General features: G+C 68.9%; 7 protein-coding genes, 2 tRNA genes and 2 pseudogenes. 6 read left to right on the top strand and 5 right to left on the bottom strand.

Annotated elements, in window-relative coordinates:
• Positions 1 to 174 precede the first annotated feature (174 nt).
• The 5 genes and pseudogenes from AC08OQ_RS10840 to AC08OQ_RS10820 all read right to left on the bottom strand — a co-directional run bounded on the left by AC08OQ_RS10840 (position 175) and on the right by AC08OQ_RS10820 (position 9,128).
• Positions 175 to 1,713 carry a hypothetical protein gene (locus tag AC08OQ_RS10840; protein ID WP_476600610.1) on the bottom strand — a complete coding sequence of 513 codons (1,539 nt, stop codon included), beginning with the start codon at positions 1,711 to 1,713 and terminating at the stop codon, positions 175 to 177.
• Positions 1,714 to 1,922: 209 nt separating this feature from the next.
• Positions 1,923 to 2,905 (bottom strand): annotated as a pseudogene (locus AC08OQ_RS10835) (intradiol ring-cleavage dioxygenase).
• A gap of 186 nt (positions 2,906 to 3,091) precedes the next feature.
• Complete coding sequence (locus AC08OQ_RS10830; RefSeq protein ID WP_476600612.1) at positions 3,092 to 3,469, bottom strand: DUF7715 family protein; 378 nt, start codon at positions 3,467 to 3,469, stop codon at positions 3,092 to 3,094.
• 446 nt (positions 3,470 to 3,915) lie between these two features.
• A complete protein-coding gene (metH, locus tag AC08OQ_RS10825) occupies positions 3,916 to 7,746 on the bottom strand; it encodes a methionine synthase (protein ID WP_476600608.1) in 3,831 nt (1,276 codons plus the stop codon).
• Positions 7,747 to 7,961: 215 nt separating this feature from the next.
• Positions 7,962 to 9,128 carry a PfkB family carbohydrate kinase gene (locus tag AC08OQ_RS10820; protein WP_476600606.1) on the bottom strand — a complete coding sequence of 389 codons (1,167 nt, stop codon included), beginning with the start codon at positions 9,126 to 9,128 and terminating at the stop codon, positions 7,962 to 7,964.
• Positions 9,129 to 9,504: 376 nt separating this feature from the next.
• Between AC08OQ_RS10820 and AC08OQ_RS10815 the strand changes: the two genes are divergently transcribed.
• From AC08OQ_RS10815 to AC08OQ_RS10790, 6 genes and pseudogenes are all read left to right on the top strand, one after another.
• Positions 9,505 to 9,579, top strand: a tRNA-Asp gene (locus tag AC08OQ_RS10815).
• A 52-nt stretch (positions 9,580 to 9,631) separates the two neighbouring features.
• A tRNA-Phe gene (locus tag AC08OQ_RS10810) sits at positions 9,632 to 9,708 on the top strand.
• Positions 9,709 to 10,704: 996 nt separating this feature from the next.
• A pseudogene (locus AC08OQ_RS10805) lies at positions 10,705 to 11,249 on the top strand (transposase); the annotation flags it as partial.
• Positions 11,250 to 11,879: 630 nt separating this feature from the next.
• On the top strand, positions 11,880 to 12,692 hold the full coding sequence (locus AC08OQ_RS10800; protein ID WP_476600604.1) for a reverse transcriptase domain-containing protein: 813 nt from the start codon (positions 11,880 to 11,882) through the stop codon (positions 12,690 to 12,692).
• Entirely contained in the window at positions 12,635 to 12,976 is a 342-nt protein-coding gene (locus AC08OQ_RS10795; protein WP_476612021.1) for a reverse transcriptase domain-containing protein, read from the top strand. Before AC08OQ_RS10800 ends, AC08OQ_RS10795 begins: the two co-directional genes overlap by 58 nt.
• Before the next feature lie 114 nt (positions 12,977 to 13,090).
• A partial coding sequence (locus tag AC08OQ_RS10790) for a group II intron maturase-specific domain-containing protein (protein WP_476612020.1) occupies positions 13,091 to 13,431 on the top strand: 341 nt, incomplete at its 3' end.

The following is a 13,431-nucleotide window of genomic DNA, read 5'->3' as shown; positions in this document are numbered from 1 at the left end:
TTTGCTCATCTGGCAGCGCGCCGCCCTACTCTCCGGCGGACCCCCCTGGGAAGAGCGATAACCAGCAGGGTTGTGCGGAATGATCGGCTGAATAGCATTCGCGGTCCAGCGCAAAGGGGCCGGGTCTACCAGAGCTCGGTTTACCAGAATTCGGTTTTTACTAGAATTCGGTGTTTACCAGAGTTCGGTGAGTGCGGCGAACAGCTGAAGCCGGTGCTGTAGCCAGCCGAGGGTGCGGAAGTTGCCGCCGAGGCTGGCGGGCGGGTTGCTGAGCAGGGTGTCCCGACGTAGGAGATCAGCAAAGTCGATGGTGGCGCCTACGGCTCCGGGCACGTTCGCGCGGGCCAGGATCGCGAGCATTTCGCTGGCCATGATGCCGTAGCCGATGCTGGTGGGGTGGACGCCGTCGAGCGCGATAAGACCTCCCTGGGTGCGGCCCCGGGCGTCGGAGAGGAAGAACCGGGTGTCGGGCCGGGGGTGCAGCTCGCGGAGCGCCTGGGGTAACGGATAGGGGCCGTACCGGTTCCACCAACTCGGCCGGGTGGTCGGGTCGTCGAGATAGCGGCGGTAGGCGAGCCGGTCCAGCAGGGCGCACAGGTCGAAGACCCGCCAGTCGTCACCGGCCTGCCGGTGCGCCCTGACGTGCTCGATGATGACTTGGTTGTACATGTCGATGGCGCTGTCGATCTGCCGGCACTGCGTCCCGGTCAGGCAGGGGTCGGCAGTGTCGAACTGGTCGTCGCTGATCCAGGCGTAGGTGTAGCGGGCGAAGTATCGCGAGCCTTCCGGCTTGTCGCCGACCCCGCGGGCGAGCGGTGCGACGGTGACGTGGGGGACGGTGACCAGCACGACATGCTGGGCTCCCACCTTTTCGATTTCGGTGACGAGCTGGTCGTACTCCTGCTGGAAGTGGGCGGGGCGCCATACCGTGTAGGCGTTCTTCCCGTTCAGGTCGGCGAAGTCGTCTCCGCTCCAGGCCAGCCGTAGCCCCAGAACGCTGGACAGCGCGTTGTTAGCCCCGAGGGCGACCACGAGCGTGCCGACGCCCTCGGCACCGAGTTGCTGCGCCGCCGTCAGCTGGGTGGTACCCGGGTCGCTGGGGCCGGCCAGGGTGCGCAGGGCAGCGATCGGCCCGTCGTTCTGGACCAGGAGCCTGCGCGGATTCCAGGACCGGCGGGCGGGGTGCTCGGCCAGCTGTTCCTGGCACCAGCCGACGTTCTTCGAGAGTGCGTCGCGGACATCCCAGCCGTAGATCGCGAGATTGTGGTTGAATTCCGCCTGCTCGACGGGGAGCCGGCCCGGGCCGAAGTCCCAGTAGCGTTGCACCCCCCGCGCCTGGGTGTACAGCGTGACTATCAGGCGTAGCGCGTGCGCCGGTAGCGGCCGGCCCTTGGTAATGGTGTCCGCGTGGCGCAGCAACTCCTCCATGTTGAGGGGGAGGCCGGCGCAGCCATCCGGCCCGGGATAGATCGGATAGCGAAACGGCGTCACCCCCATCGCCTCGGCCAGTAGAGCCGGCCACGACCGGTCGGTGTTGCGGACCGCCAGATTCTGGAAGCCATGGGTGAGCGAATCACCGATCGTCACGAGCGGATGGGCGACATCCACGTCGGACTCGACGGTGAACTCAATGCCGAGGTCGTCCCGAACAGGCTCCGGAGCCTCCGCGCTGATCACCAGCTCGTCCGGCGCTGGCACCTCCGGCACGGACATCGCGGCTCTCCTTCCCCCAACCCACGATTTCCCCGACCCACGATGCGTGAGTCGCCCCGAGGTCGAGAGCGCCATTGTGCACCCACGCACCTGTCCAGTCCCCCGAGCCCCCGGGGACCTGCTCGACCACCGGGATCGTCGCGTTCGACTCCGTGAACCGGAGGGGGTTGGCCGTGACGACGGGGTGTCCTCCCGAGGCGTCGTGTGGGTCAGCTCGGCGCACCCGGTGGCCGCCCGCCGGGCGCGCCGGACGGTGGCTGGCCGCCGGGGCACCGGCGGGCTGGCCGCTGGACGGGGTGGTCGTGGTGTCGACGCCGACGGCGAGGGAGACCGTGTAGCCGCTGGTGACGTTGCCGGCCACGGTGGCGAGCTGGCGGGCGCCGTCGTCGTCCCCGAAGACGTTGTCGCTGTCGAGACTGACCTGCGACAGGTTCGCGATCGACGCCTCGTAGCCCTGCTGCGCGTAGACCTGGTCGCAGACGTTCTTCGGCAGGGCGACCTGGGACGTGGCGATCGCTTTGGTGGCGTCGGTGATGCTGGCCTGGTCGGGGTAGACCTCGAAGTGGATGTGTGGCCAGCGTCCGCTGTAGCAGGCCGGGAAGATGCTGGTGAAGCGCACCTTCCCGGCCTTGTCGGCGATCTGGACGCCGCGCAGGTAGTTCTGGTCGGTGATGCCGTTGGTGTACATCGAGTAGCGGCCTTCGCGGTCACAGTGCCACACGTAGACGGCCACTCCCGAGAAGGGGACGCCGCCGGCGAGGTCGGTGATGGTCAGCTCCAGCGTCATGGGGACGCCTTCGGCGGTGCCGGTGGCTCCCCCGAAGCTGGACCGGATGTCGCTGCGGACCACGCCGCTCTGCTCGAGCACGTCCGGCCCGTTGGAACCGTCGCCCGGGTAGGGGCTAGCCGTCTCCTGGGGGATCTCCCCGGACGCCCCGCTGGTCGAGGCGGATGATGACGTGCTGGGCGACGCGGTGGAGCCGGACGATCCCGAGGCTTCGGCCCCGCCTGTCCCGCAGGCTGTCAGGCCCGCCGTCGCGACACCGAGGCCGAGAAAGGTCAGCATCCGTCGCCGGCTCAGCAGCGTGCCGAGGTCGAAGCCCAGTCCCTGGTCGACGGCCTCCTCCTCGGGCCGGGGCAGGGGACGCCCCTCGTACGTCGGCCTCCGGCCGTCCCGCTGGTAGTCCGCCATGCGCTCTCCTTGAGATCGACTGATCCTGTGCCTTCACCATGGCGGGACAGTCTTTGCCCGCACTGTGCGCCCGCTGTGCCGCGGCTGTGCGTACCAGGTCCCCATCACGGCGGCGGGAAGACCGGCCAGCACGGGCCGGCCAGCACGGGCCGGGCCGTATGACGGTACCGGTGGGGCTGAGGCTGGCTACGGGATGGTCCATTCGCGCACGGTGACGATGTCCAGCCTGCGTTCCACGACGGCGCCTGCCGGCCAGCCGTCGACGAGCCGGGTCAGCTCGTCGGCCAGCGATTCGGAGCCGACGGCGTGCCACCTCTGCGCGGCGAGGCCCGCCCGTAGGGCCTCGGCGTAGGAGCTCCGGCTCATCTCGGCGATGTCGCGAACCATCGCCGTCGTCGTCGCGAGGTGCGAGGACAGTCCCGTGAACGACCGCCTACAGCCACATCCGCCGTCGGGGTCCGCCCGGTCGATCGCGTAGACCAGGCCGATCCACACCAGTTCCCCCTCGGCACAGTGGTTGAAGTCATTGTCGCGTTGGCCCTGGGTGGCCGCGGTCGCGGTCAGATCTTCATGTCGGCTCCTCGGGGCAGGGAGGTATCAGCAGGAACGGGCACGAGACCGGTCACTGCTGTTCGTCGCGGCGACCCGCGCCCGCGACGACCTGGCGATCTTCTGGCATGGCCGGCCAAGCCCGTTCCTGGCCGCCGCTTGGACGCGGCGTCGCGCCGTTGGGTCGAGCTTGCGCAACTGACGAAGCGCATGCGGGGCGATGCCGACCGGGTACCTCAGGCCAGCCCGAGGTCGGCCTTGACGGCCGCGACCCGCCGGCCACGGCGGGCGAGGCAGGCCGGCGTGTGGTCGGCGCGAACCTGGTCGATGATCGCCGTGAGCCGCTCTCAGGCCTCCGGCACGCTCAGTTTAGGCGACACGGTCATGCACTCAACGTACACGCAGGGTATCTTCCTGTATGTGGACATCCCTGCCGGTCTGACCGATCTGGCCCGGGTAGGTCAGCCGGCCGAGGTGTCCGGATCGTAGGCGAGGTTGGGGCGCAGCCATCGCTCGACGTCGGAGATCTTCAGGCCCCGCCGTCGGGCGTAGTCTTCGACCTGGTCCCGGCCGATGCGCCCGACGGTGAAGTACCGCGACGACGGATGGGCGAAGATGAGCCCGCTGACGGCGGCCGCGGGGGTCATCGCGAAGGACTCGGTCAGGCCCATCCCCACCCGCCCGGCGTCCAGCAGGTCGAACAGCGCCTGCTTCTCGCTGTGGTCGGGGCTCGCCGGGTAGCCGAAGGCGGGACGAATGCCGCGGAATCGCTCGGCGTGCAGATCCTCCAGCGACGGCTCGGCGTCCGGCTCGAACCAGGCGCGTCGCGCCTCAAGGTGGACATACTCGGCGAACGCCTCGGCGAGCCGGTCGGCCAGGGCCTTCACCATGATCGCCCGGTAGTCGTCCTGCCGAGCCTCGAAGCCGGCCGCGAGCGTGTCGGCGCCGTGGACGGCCACGGCGAACCCGCCGATGTGGTCCCCGGCCGGGGCCAGGTAGTCGGCGAGGCTGCGGTTCGGCCGCCCCGCGGGCTTGGCCGTCTGCTGGCGCAGCATCGGCAGGCGCAGCCGCCCCGTGGCACCCTGACCCGACGTGCCACCCGGACCCGGCGAGCCGGCGCTGTTCACCGCGCCGACGTCGATCAGATCGATCAGGATGTCGTCGTCCTCCGCGACGGCGGGCCAGAAGCCGTAGGCCCCGCGGGCCTGAAGGCTACCGTCCGCAATGATCTGATCGAGCAGGACGTTCGCCTCGTCGTACAGCTCGCGGGCCACCGGCTGGTCCAGGATCGCCGGGAACTTGCCCTTCAGCTCCCAGGCAAGGAAGAAGAACTGCCAGTCGATCATCGCGCGCAGCGCGCTGAGGTCCGGGGTGACGACGCGGACGCCGGTGAAGGCGGGGACGGGCAGGTCGTCGAACGTGACCTGCTCGCGGTTCGCCCGGGCCTGCGCGAGGGGGAGCAGCGGGCGCTGCTGGCGGTTCTCGTGCTGCTCACGCAGGAGCTTCTGCTCCGCCCGGTTACGCACGGCGAGCTCCCCGGCCCGGTCGGCGTCGAGCAGGTCCGAGACCACGCCGACGACGCGGGAGGCGTCCAGCACATGGACGGTGGTGGCGTCGTAGGCGGGGGCGATGCGGACGGCGGTGTGCTGGCGCGAGGTGGTGGCGCCGCCGATCAGCAGGGGCAGCTTCAGCCCGCGGCGCTGCATCTCGGTGGCGACCGTGACCATCTCGTCCAGGGACGGAGTGATCAGGCCGGACAGGCCGATCGCGTCGGCGCCCTCCGCCACCGCCGTGTCGAGGATGACCGTGGCGGGGACCATGACCCCCAGGTCGATGACCTCGTAGTTGTTGCAGCCGAGGACCACACCCACGATGTTCTTGCCGATGTCATGCACGTCGCCCTTGACGGTCGCGAGCACCACCGTGCCGTTGCCACGGTTGCCACGGCCGGTGCCGGCGGTGTCGGTGCCGGCCAGCAGCGCCTGCTGCTTCTCGGCCTCCATGAACGGTTCCAGGTAGGCGACCGAGCGCTTCATCACCCGGGCGCTCTTGACCACCTGCGGCAGGAACATCTTCCCGGATCCGAAGAGATCACCGACGATCTTCATGCCGTCCATGAGCGGTCCCTCGATCACGTCGAGGGGGCGGGCCGCCCGCGCCCGGGCCTCCTCCGTGTCGGGCTCGATGAAGTCGACGATGCCGTGCACGAGCGCGTGCGCCAGGCGCTCCTCGACCGGCGCCTCGCGCCAGGACAGGTCCACCGTGCGCTTCGTGCCGCTCCCGCTCACGGTCTCGGCGAACGCGACGAGCCGGTCGGTGGCGTCGTCGCGCCGGTCGAAGAGCACGTCCTCGACGAGTTCGAGCAGGTCGGCGGGGATGTCCTGGTAGACGGCGAGCTGGCCGGCGTTGACGATGCCCATGTCGAGCCCGGCGCGCACGGCGTGGAGGAGGAACGCCGAGTGCATCGCCTCGCGGACGATGTCGTTGCCGCGGAAGGAGAACGACAGGTTCGAGATGCCGCCGCTGGTCCGCGCTCCCGGGCAGCGATGCTTGATCAGTGGCAACGCGTCGAGGAACGCCTTCGCGTAGCCGTTGTGCTCGGCGATGCCGGTGGCGACGGCGAGCACGTTCGGGTCGAACACGATGTCCTCGGCCGGGAAGCCGACCCGCTGGGTGAGCAGGTCGTAGGCGCGGGCGCAGATCGCCACCTTGCGTTCGGCGGTGTCGGCCTGGCCCCGCTCGTCGAAGGCCATCACGACCACGCCGGCGCCGTAGTCGCGGATGCGCCGGGTCTGCTCCAGGAAGGGCTCCTCACCCTCCTTGAGGCTGATCGAGTTGACGACGCCCTTGCCCTGCACGCAGCGCAGCCCGGCCTCCAGCACGCTCCACCGCGAGCTGTCGACCATGATGGGCAGGCGGGCCGCCTCCGGCTCGGTGGCGAGCAGGTTCAGGAACGTGGTCATCGCCCGCTCGCTGTCGAGCAGGTCGGCGTCCATGTTGACGTCGAGCAGGTTGGCCCCGCCGCGCACCTGCTCCAGGGCGACGTCCACGGCGGCCTGGTAGTCGTCGGCCTCGATCAGCCGCCGGAACCGCGCCGAACCGGTGACGTTGGTGCGCTCCCCGATCATGACGAAGCCGGTATCTTCGCCGATCTCGAACGGCTCCAGCCCGCTGAAGCGGGTGCGCGCCGGCGGGGCCGGAACCGGGCGCGGCGCCGCGCCGGCGATGGCGGCGGCGATCCGCGCGATGTGCGCCGGCGTCGTCCCGCAGCAGCCGCCGACGATGTTGACCAGGCCCGCGGCGGCGAATTCGCCGATCAGCCGGCCGGCCTCGTCCGGGGTCTGGTCGTAGCCGCCGAAGGCGTTCGGCAGGCCGGCGTTGGGATGGGAGGCCGTGAACGTGTCGGCGAGCCGGGCGAGCTCGGCGACATGCGGGCGCATCTCCTCGGCGCCGAGCGAGCAGTTCACCCCGACGACCAGCGGATGCGCGTGGGCGATGGAGCTCCAGAACGCCTCGACGGTCTGCCCCGACAGCGTCCGCCCGGACAGGTCGACGATCGTTACCGAGATCCACAGCGGCAGCCGCGGGGCGACCTCGCGGGCGGCGGCGATCGCGGCCTTCGCGTTGAGCGTGTCGAAGATCGTCTCGATGAGCAGCAGGTCGACCCCGCCGTCCGCCAACGCCTGGATCTGCTCGGCGTAGGCGGCCCGGACCTCGTCGAAGGTCACCGCCCGGTACGCCGGATCCTCCACCCGCGGAGACAGCGAGAGCGTGACGTTCAATGGGCCGATCGAACCGGCGACGAACCGGCGCCCCCCGGTCTGCCGGGCGGCCTCGTCCGCGGCCTGGCGGGCCAGCCGCGCGCCCCGCAGGTTCATCTCCCGCACCAGCGACTGCAGCCCGTAGTCCGCCTGGCCGATGCTCGTCGCGGTGAACGTGTTCGTCGTGGTGATGTCCGCGCCGGCCGCGAGATACTGCCGGTGCACGTCGAGGATCACGTCCGGACGGGTCAGGTTCAGCAGGTCCGGGTCGCCGGCGACGTCCTTCGGGTGGTCGCGGAACCGCTCCGTGCGGTAGTCGGCCGGGGTGAGCCCGGCGTTCTGCAGCATCGTGCCCCAGGCCCCGTCGAGCACGACGACCCGCTGGGCCAGCAGCTCCCGGAGCTCCCGCTCGCCGGCCCCGACCGTGCTGGCCTCGACCGCGCTGGCCTCGACCGCGTTTGCCCCGGCCGTGCTGGCCTCGATCGCGCCGTCATGGACGGCCACCTCGTCGACCGACCTGGACCCTGCCATCAGACCACCTCCCGGTTATGGGAGGCGCCCTTACTGAACGGTGCGGGCCGAGCGTGGCGGACCTGGGCCCGTTGCAGCGCCTCTCGACCTGTGAGTGACGATACCGTGCCATCGTGATCACTTCACGTCGGCTCGAGCGTTTCCTCGCCGTTGCTGCTGTCGCTTGAGAGTCGCACGCCACCCGGGCGGGACACCGGTCCGCGCCGCGCGTGAGCTCATCCGGACTTGGCGGAGGTGCCGGCATACAGCGCACGGATCTGGGCGTCGGTCGGATGGTGGCCCGTGCCCGGGAAACCGACCGTCCAACCGGCGACAAGCACCGCGCGGTCGATGGCACGGTCGGGATCGCCGGTGGCCAGCCAGTAGTGCAGGAACCCGGCGAACAGCGCATCACCCCCGCCGGTCGTGTCCACCACGCCCAGCGGTGCGACCGCCGCGACAGCGCGCACCGGCCGGTCCGCCACCGCCAGCAGGCAACCCCGCGCGCCCAGACCCACGACCACGATCCGTGCCGGTCCCCGGGCAAGCAACTGCCGGGCAAAGGCATCGGGGGGTACGGTGAGGTTCTCCGCCGAGCAGAACACGATCGACGCCCGGGTGAGCCAGTCCTGTGCATAGGCGTCGTCCTGCCCGACCAGGGACGCCAGTCGCACGTCGCTGCCCAGCGCGGCGAGCCCGCGGGCGACGTTGCAGCCGACCCCGGCGACTTCCAGGCGCAGCGACCGGTTCAGATAGCGCACCGGGGGGTAGGCGAGGGGGAAACCATCGACCGGGATCGTCTGCTGGACGTTGACGACACCGGCAACCGCCACGGACAAGCCCATAGGCCCGCAGTGTCGCACCGCCGGGCTGAGTGTCGTGAGCATCGTGGGGCCATACCTGCGCGATCTGTGCATCGAGGAACAGCGGGATCGCTGGCTGCCCGGGGTGGCTGCCGGCAAGGAGGTGTCCATCCGGGCGAGGGCGTCGGTGAGCGCGTCCGCGCGGCTGCGTTCCAGGTCCCCGTTGCGTTCCAGGTCCCCGTAGACCCGCGCCTTGATGGCGGCCAGGGACATCGGTGAGCAGGACCGCGCGATGTCGGTGGCGTAGCGCACCGCGTGGTCCAGTACGTCGCCATCCGTGATCATCTGGTTGACCAGCCCGAGCTCGGCCGCCTCGGCGGCACTGACGGCGTGGCCGGACAGCAGGAAGTCCGAGACCCGGGCGGTGCCCATGATCCGGGGAAGATGCCAGGACAGACCGTATTCGACGACCAGGCTGAGGCGGGAGAAGCCGGAGTTGACGGAGGCGGAGGCCGCGATGAACCGGACCTCCGGGTCGGCGTCCGCGGCACGCAGGGCCTGCGCGTAGGCGGTGGCCATCGGCAGGGTGAACGCGTTCATGACCTCGAGCCGGTTCAGGGTGACGACGGCGACCCCGTCCTCGACCCGGGTCAGAACGGGATCGGCAACGGCGGTCTGGATCGACTCCGTGCTGCTGCGCGCCTTTCGCTCGATTCCCTCGAGGTCGGCGGCGTGCCTGGCGTTCCTGGGCGCGCCCGGCGTGCCGCCGCGCCCGCCGCGCGGACTCCGCAGATCTCATGCCGATGTCGCGTCTTCGTAGCGAATCGTGAGCGATCGTGTGCGTGGACTGTTGGGCAAGGATCCTGGGCTCCCGGCCCTTCGAGTGGTCCCGGTGTCGTGTAGCATGACCTCCAGATCCGGACAGGGACCGTGACTGGCACCTGGAGGGCGACAACTGAAGATCGATCTAGGGCATGGTCCCGTGGTGAAGCCTGGAGTTCACGCCGCCCTGTCAAGGCGGAGGTCGCGGGTTCGAATCCCGTCGGGACCGCGTTCGTAGGGCTAACAGTGCGCTGTGGCTCATGCGAGAGTCGCACTACCCGGGGCAGGTAGCTCAGTCGGTACGAGCGTCCGCCTGAAAAGCGGAAGGTCGGCGGTTCGACCCCGCCCCTGCCCACCACTTCTGACCTGCGGTTTTACCTCTCGGAAGAGATCGTTTACCGCTTTTGTAGATCGTTATGTAGCAACGGGTGTAGCAACGCCGACTGCGGTTGGCCAGCGGACGGTCGCCCGCGCACCCCCGCTGACCTGCATCGACACTTCCGGCAGACCGTCCGCTTCGGGACAGCACGGTCAAGCCGGCTCTCGCTCGCCGCAGTGCCCCGTCAATCGCGTCCGACGTTAAACAAATGCCCTGGTCAGGCGTCCGCTCCGAGACGCAGGTCCGGCACCTCTCCACCTGAACGGGCCGCTGAAGCCGCAGGACCTGCGACGCCCGCACTCGCGGTCGAGCGCGCCGCATCACTTCCCAGACAGCCGCGGGCCTTTGCTACACCGGTAGCTACAAATGAGCCGCAGAACGTGGCGGAGCCCGCTGGCGTAGCCGTCTGACCGGCCTCGACTCGGGAAGCGGAGCGGCGGGACCGTCCGGTTCAGCGGCGGACGGTCCAGGACGCACCGTCGCTGACCTGCACAGATGCTGTTGGCTGACCGTCCGCTCTCAGGATGTCGGTCAGGATAGCTATTGGCAGGACAGATCCTGCGGAGTCGAAATGAAATAACTTGCGCGTTTCGAACCCTCCACAGGCCTGTGACCTGCGATGATGCTCTCGATCACGTATTTGTTACTTCATTACGTCCCCTGTGCGGCAGGCTGACCTGTACCTATAGTGAATGATGCTATCTTTCAAGGTTTGGTGACCTTCCGCCGTTGGTTGGTCAAGGTCGACCAGTCTCGGTATCACGGCATGGGCGCAGCTTCCAGAGCCCGATGTCCGTTGCCCTGACCTGGAGGTCTTGCGTCTGTGCCGGGTTGTGGAGCGGAGTTAGTCCCAGGCGGCGAGCCAGAGCAATGGTTGAGACCTGTGGATCGGCTGGGGAGGGCGTACCTTCCCGGTGATCGAGGTTGAGGTCTTAGTCAGGCCGACGTTGGCGCTTTGGTCGGGGAGGCACGCCCGTGCTCACGGTAGTCCTCGAAGACGACACGCCCGCTGATGGTCCGGCGGCGACGCGGTCGCTGATAGATCGTCCGGGAGCGCCCGGCGGATGCTCGCTGCCGCGTTGGAGGCCGAGGTCGACGCCTACATCGCCGAGCTCGCCGACCAGCGTGACGAACGCGGCCGTCGGCTGGTCGTCCGCAATGGCCACGCCCAGCCGCGGCAGGTGATGACCGCCGCCGGTGCGGTCGAGGTGACCGCACCGCGGGTCAACGACCGCCGTGTCGACCCGGACACCGGGGAACGGCAGCGGTTCTCCTCGGCGATCCTCCCGCCGTGGTGCCGCCGCTCCCCGAAGATCGCAGAGGTGCCGCCGTTGCTCTATCTGCACGGCCTGTCCTCCGGGGACTTCGTGCCCGCGCTCGAGCAGTTCCTCGGCTCGGGCGCCGGCCTGTCCGCCTCCACGGTGACCCGGCTGACCGCCAGCTGGCACGGCGACTATCAGGCGTTCACCAACCGGGACCTGGCCGGCGTGGACTACGTCTACCTGTGGGCCGACGGCATCGTGCGCCACGAGGCGCTGCATCACCGAGTGGAGGTGGGAGACCTTCACCGCCGGGTTGTCGTGGCAGCCGGGCAGAAGCTGAGGGCAGCCTGATCCGGGAGACGCCGGGGAGGGCGGGAAGCAGCCCTGACAACGCCGGGACGCGTCGGCACTGCCAGACGGGGCGGGTTCGGCAAGCGAGACGGAAAGGCGTACGTGAGAAACCAGCGTGTAAAGCCCCTCAATCGGCCATCCAACTCGAACCTGGCGGATGTGGGCTGGGTTGCGGCGCGCACCGCCTCGGGACCTGGTTCTGAGGCGGGAACTCCGCACCGGGATGATTCCGCCCGGTCGGAGGCCACGGTGAAGGTCCACGGCGTAGTCGTGGCGATGCCGCTGGGGCAGAGCTGGACGCCCAGGTCCGTCGAACGGTGATGCGGTGAACGTGGGAACCATCCGGCGTCGCCCAGACTCTGTGCGTCGAGTACGGGAACGGGCAGGTGCGTCGTCCGCTGTGGGCGTCGGGTGGGGCGGAGGTCTCGTAGTAGTCGCGGGCGTGACGACCCGTCACGGAGGCCGGGAAAGCCGGCTACAGGGCGAAGGAGACCAGCAAGTCGGCAGCCGAAGGGCTGGAAGGCCAGGAGTACGCCGGTGAACATCGGCGAACTGGAGCAGGTCCTGTCCGGGGAGGAACGTGAACACGCCCTGGTCGTGGCCGAGCGTCGGGTACTGGAGATCCAGACCAAGCTGCACCGACGGGCCGGGGATGACCCTCATCGCCGGTTTGATGATCTGTGCAACCTCGTCGCGGATCCTGCGTTTCTGTTGGTGGCGTGGGATCGGGTGCGGGGCAACAGGGGCGCGCGAACGGCCGGGGTGGATGGGCAGACCGTCCACTACGTGGAGGCCGAGGTGGGGGTCGAGGTATTCCTCGACCGGCTACGGACCGAAATAAAGGACCGTAGTTTCCGTCCGTTGCCGTCACGGGAACGATGGATCCCGAAACCGGGCACGACGAGACGTCGCCGCCTGGGGATCGCCGCCGTGCGGGACCGGGTGGTCCAGGCGTCCCTGAAACTGGTGTTGGAGCCGATCTTCGAGGCGGATTTCCTCCCGTGCAGCTACGGGTTCCGCCCGCACCACCGGACTCACGACGCCGTGGCCGAAGTGCGCTACCTCACGGCCCGCTCCTACGAATGGGTCGTGGAAGGCGACATCAAGGCATGCTTTGACGAGATCTCGCATCCAGCCTTGCTTGATCGGGTGCGGATACGAGTCGGAGACAAACGGGTACTGAGCCTGGTGAAGGCGTTTCTCAAAGCGGGGTCCTCGGCGAGGACCGAGTGCTCCGAGATACCAACGCCGGAACCGCGCAAGGGTCGATCCTCTCCCCGTTGCTCAGCAACGTGGCGCTCGCCGTCCTGGACGAGCACATCGCCCAGGCTCCGGGCGGGCCTGGGGTGAGCCGCAATGATCGGCTCACCCGTCGCCGTCACGGCCAGGCGAACTATCGCCTGATCCGTTACGCCGACGACTGGTGCCTGGTCGTGTCGGGCAGCAAAGCCGACGCGGAAGCCCTGCGGGAGCAGATCGCTGGGGTCTTGTCCACGATGGGGTTGCACCTGGCGCCGGAAAAGACCCTGGTAACCCACATCGACGAGGGCCTTGACTTCCTCGGCTGGCACATCCAGCGCCGCCGGAAGCGAGGAACAAACCGGCGTCACGTCTATGGGGACGTAATGAAGTAACAAATACGTGATCGAGAGCATCATCGCAGGTCACAGGCCTGTGGAGGGTTCGAAACGCGCAAATTATTTCATTTCGACTCCTATACCTATCCGGCTCGCAAGGCCCTCACAGCCGTGACCGCGAAAGTAAAGACGCTGTGCCGGCAGAACATCAACCAGCCGTTTGCCATCCTGTTGTATCGACTGAACTCGATACTGCGGGGGTGGACTGCCTACTTCCGGGCCGGGGTGTCCAGCATCGCCTTCGGCTATCTGCGCGCCTTCACCTGGCGTCAGGTCATCCGCTGGCTACGCCGCAAGCACCCCGGCGCCACCTGGAAGGAACTACGCCGTCGATTCACCATCGACGGCTGGTGGCCCGCCGACACAGACGTGGTCCTTTTCAACCCTGGTGCGGTGCGGACCACCCGCTACCGCTACCGCGGGGCGAAGATTCCGTCTCCATGGTCGAACGC

The organism is Frankia sp. CcCS3, from assembly GCF_977927575.1.
Note: the sequence above shows the minus strand (reverse complement) of the source record. Positions and strands in the feature narration are given on the sequence as shown.